This is a genomic window from Demequina pilifera (assembly GCF_048814985.1).
GTDB lineage: Bacteria > Actinomycetota > Actinomycetes > Actinomycetales > Demequinaceae > Demequina.
Genome location: NZ_JBMDTW010000001.1, coordinates 472,674 through 487,543 on the forward strand (window position 1 = coordinate 472,674; position 14,870 = coordinate 487,543).

At 68.5% G+C, this 14,870-nt stretch carries 9 protein-coding genes; 1 reads left to right on the forward strand and 8 read right to left on the reverse strand.

The features are described from left to right. Positions 1 to 77 precede the first annotated feature (77 nt). On the forward strand, positions 78 to 1,505 hold the full coding sequence (locus ACNI14_RS02105) for a DUF4032 domain-containing protein (protein WP_420518279.1): 1,428 nt from the start codon (positions 78 to 80) through the stop codon (positions 1,503 to 1,505). 45 nt (positions 1,506 to 1,550) lie between these two features. On the opposite strand, the gene rlmB is transcribed toward ACNI14_RS02105, so the two are convergent. From rlmB to ACNI14_RS02145, 8 genes are all read right to left on the reverse strand, one after another. Continuing rightward, positions 1,551 to 2,513 (reverse strand): 23S rRNA (guanosine(2251)-2'-O)-methyltransferase RlmB, encoded by a 963-nt coding sequence (gene rlmB, locus ACNI14_RS02110; protein WP_420518280.1) that lies wholly within the window; start codon positions 2,511 to 2,513, stop codon positions 1,551 to 1,553. A gap of 84 nt (positions 2,514 to 2,597) precedes the next feature. Continuing rightward, positions 2,598 to 4,556: an endo-1,4-beta-xylanase gene (locus tag ACNI14_RS02115; protein WP_420518281.1), complete on the reverse strand. Its 1,959-nt coding sequence runs from the start codon at positions 4,554 to 4,556 to the stop codon at positions 2,598 to 2,600. Between the two features lie 187 nt (positions 4,557 to 4,743). Continuing rightward, entirely contained in the window at positions 4,744 to 7,953 is a 3,210-nt protein-coding gene (locus ACNI14_RS02120) for a carbohydrate binding domain-containing protein (protein WP_420518282.1), read from the reverse strand. Between the two features lie 89 nt (positions 7,954 to 8,042). Continuing rightward, the gene (locus ACNI14_RS02125) at positions 8,043 to 11,234 is read right to left on the reverse strand and encodes a beta-xylosidase family glycoside hydrolase (protein ID WP_420518283.1); all 3,192 of its coding nucleotides are present in this window, start codon (positions 11,232 to 11,234) and stop codon (positions 8,043 to 8,045) included. Positions 11,235 to 11,784: 550 nt separating this feature from the next. After that, on the reverse strand, positions 11,785 to 13,206 hold the full coding sequence (cysS, locus tag ACNI14_RS02130; RefSeq protein ID WP_420518284.1) for a cysteine--tRNA ligase: 1,422 nt from the start codon (positions 13,204 to 13,206) through the stop codon (positions 11,785 to 11,787). Positions 13,207 to 13,216: 10 nt separating this feature from the next. Continuing rightward, positions 13,217 to 13,702 (reverse strand): 2-C-methyl-D-erythritol 2,4-cyclodiphosphate synthase, encoded by a 486-nt coding sequence (ispF, locus tag ACNI14_RS02135; RefSeq protein WP_420518285.1) that lies wholly within the window; start codon positions 13,700 to 13,702, stop codon positions 13,217 to 13,219. Beyond that, positions 13,699 to 14,391, reverse strand: a complete 693-nt coding sequence (locus ACNI14_RS02140; RefSeq protein ID WP_420518286.1) for an IspD/TarI family cytidylyltransferase — start codon at positions 14,389 to 14,391, stop codon at positions 13,699 to 13,701. The genes ispF and ACNI14_RS02140 overlap by 4 nt, the downstream gene beginning before the upstream one ends. Next, a complete protein-coding gene (locus ACNI14_RS02145) occupies positions 14,388 to 14,870 on the reverse strand; it encodes a CarD family transcriptional regulator (RefSeq protein WP_420518287.1) in 483 nt (160 codons plus the stop codon). The genes ACNI14_RS02140 and ACNI14_RS02145 overlap by 4 nt, the downstream gene beginning before the upstream one ends.

A 14,870-nucleotide genomic window follows, 5' to 3' on the forward strand; every position in this document is an offset into this window, starting at 1 on the left:
GCATCAGGAAGAGGGGCGGTCCCGCAAGGGGCCGCCCCTCTTCTGTTGCCCGCACCTGCGCCCGCTAGTCTGACGGCATGCCGTTGCACATCACCGGAGCCGCCGATGCCGCCCTGATCGAGCTGCCGTGGGAGATTCCGCTGAGCGCCTGGCCAGAGGAGCACATCGCGGCGCTCCCGCGCGGCCTGTCGCGCCACGTGGTGAGATTCGTCCGCCACGGCGACAACGTGCTGGCGATCAAGGAGACCAACCCCGAGATCGCCCACAAGGAGTTCTCCATCCTGCGCGAGCTCCAGCGGCTCGATGCCCCGACCGTGCACCCCATCGCCGTCGTCACCGGCAGGCGCACCCCCACGGGCGAGGAACTGTCGGCGGCGCTCGTCACCGAGCACCTCGCCTACTCGCTGCCGTATCGCGCGCTGTTCGCCTCCGCCATGCGGCCCCGCACCCTCAAGCGGCTCGTCGGCGCGCTGTCGGTCCTGCTGGTGCGGCTGCATCTGTTGGGCTTCTACTGGGGGGACGTGTCGCTGTCGAACGCGCTGTTCCGCCGCGACGCCGCCGAGTTCTCCGCCTACCTCGTGGATGCGGAGACCGGCGACCTGCAGACGCGCCTCACCGACGGCCAGCGCGCGTACGACCTCGAGATCGCGACCACCAACATCACGGGCGAGCTCCTGGACCTCCAGGGCTCCGAGGATCTCGACGAGAGCGTGGATCCGCTGGAGATCGGCGAGCGGCTTGAGAAGCGCTACCGCGAGCTGTGGTCGGCCCTCACCGAGGTGTCGACCGCGACGTCGAACGTGCGCATGCGCGTGGCCGAGCGGGTGCGGCAGCTGAACGACCTGGGCTTCGACCTGGGCGAGATCGACATGGAGCAGACGGAGGACGGCACGGCGATCGCGATTCGCCCCAAGGTCGTGGACGCGGGCTTCCACCAGCGCCGGCTGATGCGGCTCACCGGTCTCGACGTCCAGGAGAATCAGGCCAGGCGCCTGCTCAACGACATGGACGAGTTCCGCGCGTGGAACGACAACCGCACCATGGACGAGGCCAACGCCGCCCACGACTGGCTGACCCGCATGTTCGAGCCCACCGTGCGGGCCGTCCCGCGTGGCCTGCGCGGCAAGCTCGAGCCGGCGCAGGTGTTCCACGAGGTGCTCGAACACCGCTGGTATCTGGCCGAGGCCGCGGGCCACGACGTGCCCATGCCGGTGGCGACCGCCTCATACGTCAAGCACGTGCTGCCCAAGAAGGCGGACGAGAAGGCCGTCCTGGGCCGCTCGATCGCGGAGATGACGGCCGAGCTGCCCGCCCTCACCGAGCAGCACGGCGACACGTTCGAACTGCCGGACCCGTACGCCAACGACAACACTCACGGATGGGGCAGCGTGCCCGAGCCCGAGGACCCCGAACCGCCGGTGGTCCAGCGGCGCTCGCTGCTGCCGGAGACCGCACCGACGGCCCCCACCGAGCACTCGGCGCCATCCGCGCCGAGCGCCGACTGACCGCGCCGACTGACGTCGCTGCCGGTCACCGCACCGACGGCAGGGTCAGCTCACTGCCTTGCGCGCCTCGTAGAGGGCGATCGACGCCGCTACGGAGGCGTTGAGGCTCTCGGTGTCGCTCGAGATCGGGATCGAGGCGATCTGGTCGCAGGCCTCGCGCACCAGGCGCGACAGCCCCGAACCCTCGGACCCGACCACGATCACCAACGGCCCGTCGAGCAGGTGGGAATCGGCGATGTCGACCTCTCCCCCGCCGTCCAGGCCGATGACGAAGACCCCGGCCGACTTGTACGCCTCGAGGGCGCGCGTGAGGTTGGTGGCGCGGGCCACGGGCAGGCGGGCGGCGGCGCCCGCGGAGACCTTCCACGCCGCGACCGTCACGCCGGCGGCGCGGCGCTCGGGGATGACCACGCCGGTCGCGCCGAAGGCGGCCGCGGATCGCATGATCGCTCCCAGGTTGCGGGGGTCCTGGATCCCGTCGAGCGCGATGATGCGCGCCTGACCGTCGATCTCGAGCAGGTCCTCGGGGGCGGCGTAGTCGTACGGCGGCACCTCCAGCGCGACGCCCTGATGCGGGCTGCCGCCGGCGAGCCCGTCGAGGTTCGCCTTGGTGACCTCGCGGACCTCGATGCCCGCCTCCACCGCGAGCGACACGATCTCAGTGATGCGGTCGTCGGCGTCGATGCGGTTGAAGACCGACAGCGCCAGTGCGGGCAGCTTGGTGCGCAGCGCCTCGAGCACGCTGTTGCGGCCGATCACGAGCTCGTGCGAGCTCGACGTCCGGTCGCGAGGGGTGATCCTGCCGGTGCGCTGCTGAGGACGCTTCGCGGCCTCCGACTCGGCCTTCTTCTTGAACTTGTACGCCTTGTGGTTGGGGCGTTCCTCGGCGCGTGGGGTCGGACCCTTGCCCTCGAGGGCCCGGCGACCCTTGCCCCCGGTGCCGACGGTGGCGCCCTTCTTGGAGCCTGAGTTGCGGGTCGCGCCGCGGCGCTTTGAGTTTCCAGCCATGCGCCCAAGGGTAGTCGCGCACCGACCCCGCCCGCGCATCGGCCGATGCGCGGGCAGGCTTGGGCGCGCCCGCTCGCTCCGCGCCTAGCGGGCGACGCCGTCGAATCGGTAGAGGAAGGCGGCCATCGCGTCGCGGGTGGTCTCGTGGAACGGGCGGAACTCGAAGCCGCCGCTCACGGGCCAGCCCTCCGTGACGCCCGTGGACTCCAGCCACGTGATCTCGGTGTAGAACTCCGTGTTCCCCGACGTGATGTCGGTGAACGGAGACACCACCGGATCCGACCACTCGGGCTCCCCATCGAGTCGATACAGGAACGCCGCCATCGCGTCACGAGTGATCGGCTCAAAGGGACGGAACTCACGCCCGCCGCCGGCAACGGGCCACCCCGTGGAGATCCCCTGGTCCGCCAACCACACGATCTCCTCGTAGAACTCGGTATTGGTGGGCGTGATGTCCGCGAACGGAGACTGCGCAGGGAGCGTGACGTCCGGCGAACCGGCGTAGCGGTAAAAGAACGCCGCCATCGCATCACGCGTGATCGAGTGGAACGGACGGAACTCCTGCCCCGCGCCGGTCTCCCAGCCAGTGCTGATCCCCTCGCCCGCAATCCACGTGATCGCCTCGAAGTGCTGGAGGGAATCGTCGACGTCGGTGAACTCGACCGGCGCAGGAGCCTCGGACACCGTCACCTCGAACGACGTCGCGATGGACGCATCCGCATCCAGCGTCACCGTCAGCGTCACGTCGCCGGCCGCCGACGAGTCGAATCCCGACACCGTGAACTCGTCACTGGTCAGCACCTGGGTAGCGGAGTCGGTCCACGTCGACGTGACCTCCAAACCATCCAGGTCCAATTCGTCACCGACCGTGTACTCGGTCGTGGTCGGCAACTGCGTCACCGCGATCGACTCGAGGGTCGCTGGTCGCTCCACCGATGCCACGGCGAAGGCCGCCGGCTTGGGTGCGAAGCTCTGGTCGAACAGGAGCGGAGCGCCATCGGCGGCGAGCCAGCTGCGGTCGTCCGTCAGGCCCCACACCGTGATCGCGATCACCGAAGGCGTGTCCGCGAAGACCTGGAAGGCGTCGCGGTAGAAGTTGGCCTGGTCCTCGAGCCGCTCGTCGGTCACGGGCGTGCCCGTGGGACGGTCGAACTCGGTGACGGCCTGCTGGACGCCGAGGTCCTCGAAGTCGCTGAGGGTGTCGTCCAACTGCTGCACCGACACGGACGAGTGGACGTGGAACTGGTGACCCACCACGTCGAGGGGCACGTCGCGCTCGAGCAGCCGCTCCACCAGCGCGTGATAGCGCGCCCGCTTGTCCGGCCACTCCGTCGAGTAGTCGTTGATGTAGAGGGCGACCGGGCGGTCCGATCCGGGCGCTGCGTAGGTCTCGTTGAAGGCCTCGTCCGCGTACTGGAACGCGAGGTCGATGAAGTCCTCGCCGAGCACCCGGAACCACTCGGACTCTCGCAGCCCGCCAGGGGTGCCGGGGTCGTTGCTCACGACCTCGTTGACGACGTCGAAGGAGACGATGGGGTTCTCGGCGCCGAAGAGCCCGTACTCGGAGCTCAGGTGCTCGGCGACGTCGAAGATGTGGGTCTCGAGCCGCTGACGCAGGATGTCCTGACCGCCCTGATCCGAGGGCAGCGGTGAGCCGTCCGCCGCGTCGAAGAACCAGTCCGGTGACTGGGAGTGCCAGGCCAGCGTGTGTCCGTGCACGTCGAGGTCGCTGTCGAGTGCGAACGTCATCAGCGTGTCGATGGTCGGAGACGGCGAGAACCGGTCCACTCCGGAGTACCAGGCGTAGGGCTTCATATGGTTTTCAGGCGTGAACTGCGTGGCATGAGTCCGCATCAAGGATGCCGCGGCGCCCGTCGTCTCGCGCTGGTCGATCGCGAAGCCGAACGGAATGTTCATGGCCTCCGACAGGGGCGGGAGCTCGGGTTCGGCCTCAGCAGACGTGGCTGGCGACGTCCCCGCGCCGAGCAGAGTGGCCGAGGCGGCGAGCACTGCGGTGCTCTGCATCAGGGTGGGGATGCGCATGGGTTTCCTCCCGGTAGCGGCGGCTGAGCGTCACCCGGGACGGGGCGCCTCGTCGCGCAGAAAAGTCTGTGGTGGTGCTTCAGGGCTGAGCAGCGGCGGCGCAGTCACTCGCAGCGAGTGCTCCGCCAAGCAGTCGGGCCCCGGCTCTCCTCGAGAGGAGGACCGGGGCCCGACTCACTGTGGTGGCCTAGCCGGCCACGTTGGTGTCGTAGCGGTTGAGGAACGCGGCGAACGCGTCACGAGTGGTCTCGTTGAACGGACGGAACTCGGCAACGCCGCCGTCCACCCATCCCTCGGTGACACCCGTGGACTCCAGCCACGTGATCTCGGTGTAGAACTCCGTGTTCCCCGAGGTGATGTCAGAGAACGGAGACTCGACCGGGTCGGTCCACTCGGGCTCTCCCGCGAAGCGGTACAGGAACGCCGCAATCGCGTCACGAGTGATCGGCTCGAACGGACGGAACTCCTGCTCCGTGCCAGTCTCACCACCCGTGTTCACCGTCCACCCAGTGGAGATGCCCTCCTGAGCCAGCCACACGATCTCCTTGTAGAACTCCGTGTTCGTGGGCGTGATGTCCACGAACGGAGACTGCGCGGGGAGCGTGACGTCCGGCGAACCCGCGTACCGGTACAGGAACGCCGCCATCGCATCACGCGTGATGTTCGCGAAGGGACGGAACTCCGTACCGTCCTCCGTGACCCACCCATTCGTGATGCCCTGGTCCGCGAGCCACATGATCGACTCGAAGTGCTCCAAGGTCTCGTCGACGTCCACGAAGGACGGCGCAGGCTCTTCGCCGTTGGCCGCGAAGGCCCAGGTGTCGACCTCCGCGAGGTCGACGTCCTCGGGCCCGGTGAACACGAAGAACAGGTCGTGAACACCGGCCACACCCGAAAGCGTGGTCGTGTGCTCGCCGAACTCCTCCATCGTGCCGTCGAGGTCAACAGTTCCCACAAGCGCACCGTCCGGCCCGCCAGCGCGAACCTCGATCGCTGCGCCTTCGGCCATCGGGCTCGCCAGCGCCGTGAACTCGACCTCGTCGTAGGCGCCGAAGTCGACCGAGGACAGTGCGGTCCAGTCGCCATCGTGCAGTGCGGTGAGGACGTTGTTGGCCTCCTGCGTGCCGAACTCGACCGAGCCCCGCTCGACGTGCCTGGTGAGCACACCCGACTGCCAGCCGATGGTCTCGGCCTCGATCGTGCGGTACGGGTCAAGGTTCTTCAGCTGAGCCACGCCCTCGTAGTCGCCCACGATCGGGACGATGGTGCCGTCCTCGTTGAACTCGACCTTCTGCATGTGCGGGCTGCGGTAACCGGTGATGTTGGTTCCCACCTGGTTATTCATCCGGGTGTTGACGCTCGGCACGTGGTACGTGAAGTAGTACTCCCCGTCGAGCTCGAAGAACGACTGGTGGTTGTTGCCGCCGTTGCCGCTCCCGAAGAACGTCGCCTGGTTGAGGAACGCAGGCCCGACGTAGTTGTCGGGTGTCCACGGGCCCATCGGGTCGTCGGCCATCATGTAGCCGATGGATCCCGTCGGCGGGCCGCTTGGGTCGCGACCCTGACTCGTGAAGTCAGCCGAGTAGGAGTAGTAGTACTTGCCCTCGCGCTCGAAGACGTGTGCCGCCTCGAAGACGTTCGGCGCATCGACCACCTCAACGTCACCGTCGAGCGAGATCATGTCGTCGCCCAACCGCACCGCGTACGTGGTCATGGGGTTGTTGACCGGGTCCTCGACTGCAGAGGACGGGTTCGGGTCGCCGCCACCGAAGTACATGTAGCCGTTGCCCTCGTCGTCGACGTAGACGCCCGGGTCGAAGTACCAGCCCGAGTACTCGGTGGGAACTCCAGGCGAGTTCCGGTCGGCCAGCGTGCCGCCGATCGGGTCCGTGAACGGGCCGGTCGGGGTCGGGCCCTCGAGGACGCCGACGCTCGAGCCGTTGTTGGAGAAGTAGAGGAAGAACTTCTGTTCTCCGTCGATCTCCTTGGTCGCGAAGGCCGGAGCCCAGGAGTTGGTCGCCCATGTGGCCGCGCCCTCCGGACCTGCCACGTCAATGGCGCCGTGGTCCACCCAGTTGACCATGTCATCCGAGGAGATCACGACGATCTGGTTGATGCGGGCGTAGGTGTTGGTGTCGGACTCCAGGCTCGGGTCCCACTCCTGCGTGTCGTTGGTCATGTAGATGTACACACGACCGTCGTAGACGAACGCGTTGCCGTCGGCACCGAAGCGGTGAGAGATCAGCGGGTTGTTCTCGCCGATGTTCTTGCCGACGATCGGGATGGTGACGTCGTCCGCGGCCGGGGGCTCGACCACGGGGAGCTGGGTCATCACCACGTCGTCCACGAAGAAGTCCATCAGATCCGCATCGGGGTCGCCTTCGGCCACGTACGGAGTCTCGAAGAAGAGGATCACGTCGTCGACGTTGGCGTCTGCCGCCACGTTGAGCGTTCCCGTGATCTCCGTCCACTCACCCTTGGCCGCGACTCCGTTGCCGCTCCTGTTGGTGGAGGCGAAGTCGAAGTAGGTGTTGCTGGCACCGCCGAACCGCGCGGTCCCGTTGAAGCGCTTGGTCGCCGGAGCTGCCTCGCCCTCGTAGCGCACCCACGCGGACAGGTAGTAGGAACGTCCCTGCTCGAGCTTGCCGCTGAGGTCCTGAGTCGCACCCGCGAAGGTGCCCTGACGCTCGCTGACGAGCACCGCGGCATCGCCCGTGCGCGCATCTTCGGGACCGGTCAGCGTGACCGTGGAGACGCCGTTGCCGTCGCCGTACCACGGCTCGATGCCGTCCTCGAAGCCGCCGTTGACGATGAGGTTGTCGTCTTCTGCAATGGGCGCAAGGACGGAGACGTCGTCGACCACATAGCCCATGAGGTCGTTGGGGCCAGGGGAACCGACGAACGGCGTCTCGATGAAGATCGAGGTGCTCTCGGTCACCTGGTCCTCGGTGAGCGTGAAGGTGCCCGCGAGCTCGGTCCACTCACCCTCGGTCGCCGTGACCGAGAAGCGGTCGTCGAACGCGAAGCCGCCAGCCCAGGTGGTCAGGTTGAAGGTCTTCTCAGTGACGGTGGCCTCCGCAGAGTTCCACTTGAGCCACAGGGAGACCGTGTACTCGACGCCAGCCTCGGCGACGCCGGACATGTCGAAGTACGGTCCCGACTGCGTGCCGGTGCGGTTGTTCACCTCCATCGACTGGTCGCCCGTGCGGGCGTCGTTGCTGATCTGCAGCGCGCCGCCGTTCTGAGCGGACCAGCCGTCGAGGCTGCCTGATTCGAAGCCGCCGTCTGGGACGAGCTCCAGGTCCGCGGCGTGCGCCGCAGGGACCAGGGCGGCGAATAGCACCGCTCCCAGCCCTACGGCCGCGATCGCGGCCCTCTTGGGTGTTCTCACGGTCATGGTGTGACTCCTCCTTGAGTGTTCGTCATGCGTTGAGGTGAATCTTTCGCCCGGAAGTCTCGTGCGCTCGGCCGGCGCTGACGCGCCCGTCATGAGGGCAAGTTGTCGTAGCGGTAGAGGAACGCAGCCATCGCGTCACGGGTGGTGGCGTTGAACGGACGGAACTCGGTGCCCGAGGACGTCACCCACCCCTTCGTGATAGCCGTGGACTCCAGCCACGTGATCTCGGTGTAGAACTCCGTGTTGTCCGACGTGATGTCCGAGAACGGAGAGGTCTCCGGGTCGGACCACGCGGGCTCACCAGCGAGGCGGTACAGGAACGCCGCCATCGCGTCACGCGTGATCGGCTCGAAGGGACGGAACTCCGTACCCGCCGGGGTCTCCCAACCATTGGTGATGCCCTGCTGCTCCAGCCACAGGATCTCCTCGTAGAACTCCGTGCTCGTCGGAGTGATATCGATGAACGGCGAACCATCCGAGGTGTCCACCACCGGCTCACCCTCGAAGCGGTACAAGAACGCCGCCATCGCGTCACGCGTGATCGAGCTGAACGGCCGGAACTCCGTACCCGACTCGGTCTCCCAACCCCTCGTGATGCCCTGCGTGGCGAGCCACATGATCGACTCGTAGTGCTCCAACGAGGCGTCCACATCGACGAACGTCGGAGCGGGCGAGCCGTCCGCTGCCTGCAGCTCCGCGATCGCCACCTCCAGCTCGTACTCGGGAGCGTCGATCTGGTTCTGGGTGCTGGAGTCCGCGACTGCGGCGGTCAGCCAGGTTGCTGCGGCGTCGACCGCTGCCCAGGACTCGGCGGAGTACTCCGACTGGACCAGACCCTCGACCATGCCGAGCAGCTCATCGGCCCGCGTCGTGTCGAGCGTGGCCGAGTCCGCGGTGAGCGTGTCCGACAGGTAGTAGTAGTCGAAGTCGGCGTGTCCACCGGCGGTCTCCTTGGCGTAGGTGAACAGACCGAACCGGTAGCCCATGAAGTGGCCCTGGTAGGAGTCGTTCGGCATCGCGTAGTCGTCGCCCAGCAGGGTCCACGTCTCGTTGTCGAGGCTGTAGTAGAAGGCCATGCGGCCGGCGCCCGTGTAGTCGATGTCCGCCTTGAGGTAGACGTCCGTGACGCCGTCGGGAATCGCGGCGGTCGTGCCCGGCTCGAAGTCTTCGGTGGCGCTGACGTCGTCCTCGTACGCGCCGTCGATCCGGGTGCGGTGCACCACTCCCACGGTGCGGCTGTCCCCGTTGTCCTGCACCGCGACGTATCCGTACTCGCGGGTGTAGGCCGCGAGGCCGGCCACGTCACCGGCGTTCAGGCCGGAGATGTCCACCCGGGTCTCCGCCGACGACGTGGGGCCGAACGTGCGCTGGGACAGCGTGTTGCGGGTCTCCTCGAAGTACGTGAGGCGGTTGGCCGCGATGGGGCTCTTGTTGAACTGGGCGTCGCCGGTGACCACGTCGAAGTTCTCGATGCGCAGCCAGCCCTCGCGGTCCGTCAGCGACCAGTGCTCATTGTGAGGGGCGTGGTTCCACTGCCACTCGAGAGCGAGCTCCGAGCCGTTGTTGGTCCACTCTTCCTCGTAGCCCTCGTGCACCTCGTCGTTGAATGCGCGAGGCTCCGCGTCGTTGGCGAAGTCGTCGGAGGCGACGATCTGTCGCAGGTTCTCCCGGTGCTGCTCGGCGGGACTCAGCTCGACAGGGATCGCCAGGTCCCCGGGCAGGTCGACGTCGCCGTTCTCGTCTCCGAACCGCGGCCACTCGCCGGATCCGGGCTCCGCCCATTCGACCGGCACCAGCGTGGGGATGCGCCCCAGCGGGTAGTTGTCGCGGAACAGCATCGCGTAGCTGTCCACCTCGCCGCCGTCGTGGCGGACGTCGATGAGCCCACCCTGGGCGATGCCGTTGGAGTCGAGAACGACCTCGTAGTCGTACGGTTCGCCGCCACCGACGGGTCCCAGCAGGTCGTCGCTGCGGAACAGCTGGGTCTGGCGCCTGCCGTCGATCCAGCTGATCATCACCACGTAGTACTGGCCGTCGATGAAGTACGCGTGGGCTCCCTCGTAGCCGCTGCCGAGGCCACCCTCGTACATCGAGTCGTGAATGAGCTGGCCATCCACTCCACCGGGAGCGGCCTGAGTCAGGTCCTCGGTGAGCTCCGTGATGGTGAGGCCGTTGTAGCCGTGCAGGACGTAGGGCTTATCGTCGTCGTTCGGGTCCCAGAACAGCGACGGGTCGTGGAAGGTGCGGTCGTATTCGATCCGGTCCCACTCGCCGCTCTCGATGTCCTCGGTAATGAAGAGGTAGGCGTGCCCGTTGTTGTTGGTGTTGAAGAACACGTAGTACTTGCCCTCGTGGTAGCGCAGCGACGTCGCCCACTGACCCTCGCCGTACGCGCTGGTGCCGCCGCGCAGCGAGTCCGAGTCGCCGGTCGACAGGATGTCGTACGTGTAGTTGACGATCTCCCAGTTCACGAGGTCGATCGACTTCATGATGGGGGCGCCCGGGTTCAGGTGCATGGTCGTCGAGACCATGTAGTACGCGTCGTGCTCCTCGCCGGTGTCCTCCTTGGGCACCATGATGGTGCTGACGTCGGGGACGTCGGCCTTGAGGATCGAGTTTCCGAACGTGCCGTCGTCGCGCACGGTCGAGGTGAGACCGCGGATCGCGGGCTCGGCCGGCGGCTCCGGGGGCGTGAAGGGCTGGCCGATCAGCGAGACGTCGTCCGCGTAGTAGTCCATGAGGTCGTTGACCGGATCGGGCGAGCCGACGTATGGAGTCTCGAGGAAGATGAGCGCGTCGCCGACGTTTCCGTCCCCTGGCACCGAGAGGGTGCCCGTGATCTCGCCCCACTCGCCCCGCGTCAGAGTCTGGGTCGCGAAGTTCGTCCACGAGTTCCCGCCGTAGCGCACCGTGACGTTGAACTGCTTGGTCGCGGGCCCCTCGTCGTACCTCACCCACGCAGAGACTTCGTAGTCGCGCCCCTGCTCGAGCTTGCCGGACACGTCCTGAGACACACCGGAGCCGGTGGCCGTGCGATCGGTGACGTGCACGGCGCCCGAGCCGCCGTGCACCGGGTCCGACACCGCAGTGATGGTTGAGGAGCCGTTATCGCTTCCCCACTCTGCGGTGCCGTCCTCGAAGTCACCGTTGACGATGATCTCCGGAGCCTCTTCGGCGGCCTGGGCCGGGATGGCGGTGAGAGCGATGGAGGTGATCGCCATGGCGACCAGCGACGCGGCGGCGCCCACCCGGCGCACGGGCTGAGGGAACTTCAAGGACATCGGATCTCCGTTGATCGTGCGTCAGTGAAACTGTGAGCGACTCGGCGCATACGGCCGCCGGATCACTGGTCGTGCGGGGCCGCCTGCCTGCCGCGGCCACGGGGACGGATGGTGAGCGTTCATGTGAGCGTTCCCATCCTTGCCGCTGGGTTTGATGCTAGACAAAACAAAGGGGTTTGCCAACCGGAGCAGGCAACTTTCTCCGGTCGAATCGTCACAAGGTTGGGCACTTGCGCCTGCAGCGGACGCCTGTCACGTCGCGCAGATGAGAGCGCTCACGGTTCCGCTGCTCGCGTGAGCCGCTCGCAGCGGGGGCGCCGCCCAAAGCGCACCGAGGGGTGCGGGGCGCGGCTCAGCGCACCGGGCCGATGCGCGGGTCGGCTGGGGCGCACGGGGCGCCGATGCTCGGGTCAGCTCAGCGCACGGGCATCAGTCGCCCGTGTCGCCAGTGTCGTCAGAACGCCGTGTCGTCAGAACACCGTGTCGTCAGAACACCGTGTCCTCGGACCACGGTGTCGTGAGTCGACCGCGCCGTCAGTCGACCGCGCCGTCAGTCCTCAGCGGCGAGGGACCAGCGCGCGCCATCGGCGCCGTCCTCGACCACGATGCCCGCGGCCGCGAGGCGGTCGCGGATCGCGTCGGCCGTCGCCCAGTCCTTGGCGGCCCGGGCCTGTGCGCGGGCCTCGATGTCGGCGCGCACCATCGAGTCCAGCGCCGCCATCGCTGCGGACGAGCCATCGCTCGCGCCGGCCCATTCGGCCGCGCCGGGGTCGAGGCCGAGCACGTCGAGCATTGCGCGCACCGACAGCAGCGACTGGGCGAGCGTCGCGTCATCCCCGGCGGTCAGCGCCGCGTTGCCGGCCCGCACCGTCTCGTGCACGTGCGCGAGCGCACGCGGCACGCCCAGGTCATCGTTCATGGCGGTCACGAACGGCTCGGGCAGCGGGGCGGCCGCGACCTGCTCCGCGGTCACCGCACCCACCTTGTCGGAGGCCCGCAGCACGAACCCGGCCAGGCGCGACCAGGTGGCCGCCGCATCGTCCATGGTCTGCTCGGAGTACTCGAGCATCGAGCGGTAGTGCACCTGCGCGAGCGCGAGCCGCAGCGCGGGCGCGGGGTGCCGGGACAGCACCTCGGTGACGAGCAGGCCGTTGCCGAGGGACTTGGACATCTTGGCACCCGACTGCGTGACCCACGCGGAGTGCATCCACATGCGCGCGAACGGGTCGCCGGCTGCGCGCGACTGCGCCTGCTCGTTCTCGTGGTGCGGGAACCGCAGGTCCAGGCCGCCGCCGTGAATGTCGAACTCGCTTCCCAAGAACCGTCGCGCCATCGCGGAGCACTCGATGTGCCAGCCGGGACGCCCCGGGCCCCAGGGCGAGTCCCATGCGGCGGTCTCGGGCTCCCCTGCCTTGTGCGACTTCCACAGCGCGAAGTCCCGCGGGTCGCGCTTGGCGTCCGTGGACGCGTCTGAGGCGGGGGTGAGGTCCTCGAGCGCCTGGTGCGTGAGCGCGCCGTACTCGGGGAACGACCGGACGTCGAAGTACACGGAGCCGTCGAGCTCGTAGGCGTGGCCGTTGTCGACGAGGGTCTGGACCAGCGCGATGATCTCCGGGATGTGTCCCGTCGCGCGCGGCTCGGCCGCGGGAGGCTTCACCCCCACCGCGGAGTATGCGGCCTGGAACTCACGCTCGTACCGCAGTGCCCATGCCCACCAGGCCTGGCCCGCATCGGCCGCCTTGGCCAGGGTCTTGTCGTCGATGTCGGTGACGTTGCGCACCATCGTGACCTCGTGGCCCGTGCGCTCGAGCCAGCGCTGCAGCACGTCGAACGCGACGGCGCTGCGCAGGTGGCCCACGTGAGGGCTGCCCTGGACGGTGGGGCCGCACAGGTAGATGCCGACGCGGCCGGGCTCGAGCGGCTCGAGGTCGCGCTCGGTGCGGGTGGCGGTGTCGAACAGGCGGAGGGTCACGCGTGCCAGGCTACCGGGGCTGACGAGGGAAGACGAGCGCGGTGGCGATCGCCGCCACTCCCTCGCCGCGACCCGTGAGCCCGAGCCCGTCAGTGGTGGTCGCGCTGACCGTGACCGGCGCGCCCGCGGCGGCGGTCATCGCCGCCTCGGCCTCGGCGCGACGCGGGGACAGCTTGGGGCGGTTGCCGAGCACCTGGACCGCGACGTTGCCGATCTCGAAGCCCGCCGCGCGCACGCGCGAGGCCGTCTCGGTGAGCAGCGCGGCGCCGCTCGCCCCCGCCCACTCGGGGCGGTCGGTGCCGAAGTTCGACCCGAGGTCGCCCAGGCCGCACGCGCTGAGCAGCGCGTCGCATGCCGCGTGCGCCGCGACGTCGCCGTCGGAGTGTCCGGACAGCGGGGTCTCGCCCGGCCACGTCAGTCCCGCGAGCGCCAGCTCGCCCGCGCCCGGCTCGCCGAACGCGTGGACGTCCACGCCGATGCCGGTGCGGGGGATCATGCTCCGCCCCCAGCGAGGGACCGGGCGATACCTCGGGCGAGCGGCGGGTCGCCGGGCCGCGTGACCTTGAATCCCCACTCGTGACCGTCCACGGCGACGATGCGGTGGCCACCGGCGCGCGCGAGCGTCGCGTCGTCGGTGGCGGCGGGCGCCTCTGCGGCCCGGCGGTGCGCGTCGATCGCGACGCGCGCGCGGAAGGTCTGGGGAGTCTGGACCGCGCGCAGACCGTCGCGGTCCACGACGTCGCCGATCGACCCGTCCGCGCCAGGGGCGGCGATCAGGGTGTCGACCACCGGCAGCACCGGGATCGCCCCATCCGCGCCGGCCCGCACAGCCTCGATCGTGGCGGCGGCCACGGACGGCTCCTGAAAGGCCCGCGCGGCGTCGTGGATCAGCACGATGTCGTCCGGGTCCAGCTCGAGAGCGGCGAGCCCCGCGGCCACCGAGGCCTGCCGGGTCTCGCCCCCAGAAACGACGAGCGCGCCGACCCCGGCGTCAGCCAGGGCGGCGCGCATCGCGTCAAGGTGGTCCGCAGGCGCGGTGACCACCACCGAGTCGACGACCTCATCCAAGCGAAGTGCCGCCCACGCCACCAAAGCCCTGCCCTCGATGAGGACCAAAGCCTTGGGTGCATCGGCCCCGAGCCGGCTGCCAGAGCCCGCGGCCGTGATCACGGCCGCGATGGTCACGAGGCGAGAACCTTGTCCAGGCGCTCCTCGGCGGTGTCCTCCGTGCACTTCTCGGCCAGTGCCAGCTCAGAGACGAGGATCTGGCGCGCCTTGTGAAGCATGCGCTTCTCGCCGGCGGACAGGCCCTTGTCGGTGTCGCGACGCGACAGGTCGCGGACCACCTCGGCCACGCGGATCACATCGCCGGAGGCGAGCTTCTCGACGTTGGCCTTGTAGCGGCGCGACCAGTTGGTGGGCTCCTCGATGTACGGCTCGCGCAGCACCCCGAAGACCTTCTCCAGGCCAGCCTGGTCGACGACGTCGCGGACGCCAACGAGGTCCACGTTCTCTGCTGGGACCTCGATCGTGAGGTCCCCCTGCGCGACCTTGAGCTTGAGGTAGGTCTTCTCCTCGCCCTTCACGGTGCGCTTCTTGATGTCCTGGATCTTCGCCGCACCGTGGTGCGGGTAGACGACGGTCTCGCCGACGACGAAATTCAT

What these genes read in the sequence shown, in the direction of transcription:
- ACNI14_RS02105 (WP_420518279.1), top strand. Translation starts at nt 78, where the DNA reads ATGCCGTTGCACATCACCGGAGCCGCCGATGCCGCCCTGATCGAGCTG.
- rlmB (WP_420518280.1), bottom strand. Translation starts at nt 2,513, where the DNA reads ATGGCTGGAAACTCAAAGCGCCGCGGCGCGACCCGCAACTCAGGCTCC.
- ACNI14_RS02115 (WP_420518281.1), bottom strand. Translation starts at nt 4,556, where the DNA reads ATGCGCATCCCCACCCTGATGCAGAGCACCGCAGTGCTCGCCGCCTCG.
- ACNI14_RS02120 (WP_420518282.1), bottom strand. Translation starts at nt 7,953, where the DNA reads ATGACCGTGAGAACACCCAAGAGGGCCGCGATCGCGGCCGTAGGGCTG.
- ACNI14_RS02125 (WP_420518283.1), bottom strand. Translation starts at nt 11,234, where the DNA reads ATGTCCTTGAAGTTCCCTCAGCCCGTGCGCCGGGTGGGCGCCGCCGCG.
- ispF (WP_420518285.1), bottom strand. Translation starts at nt 13,702, where the DNA reads ATGATCCCCCGCACCGGCATCGGCGTGGACGTCCACGCGTTCGGCGAG.
- ACNI14_RS02145 (WP_420518287.1), bottom strand. Translation starts at nt 14,870, where the DNA reads ATGAATTTCGTCGTCGGCGAGACCGTCGTCTACCCGCACCACGGTGCG.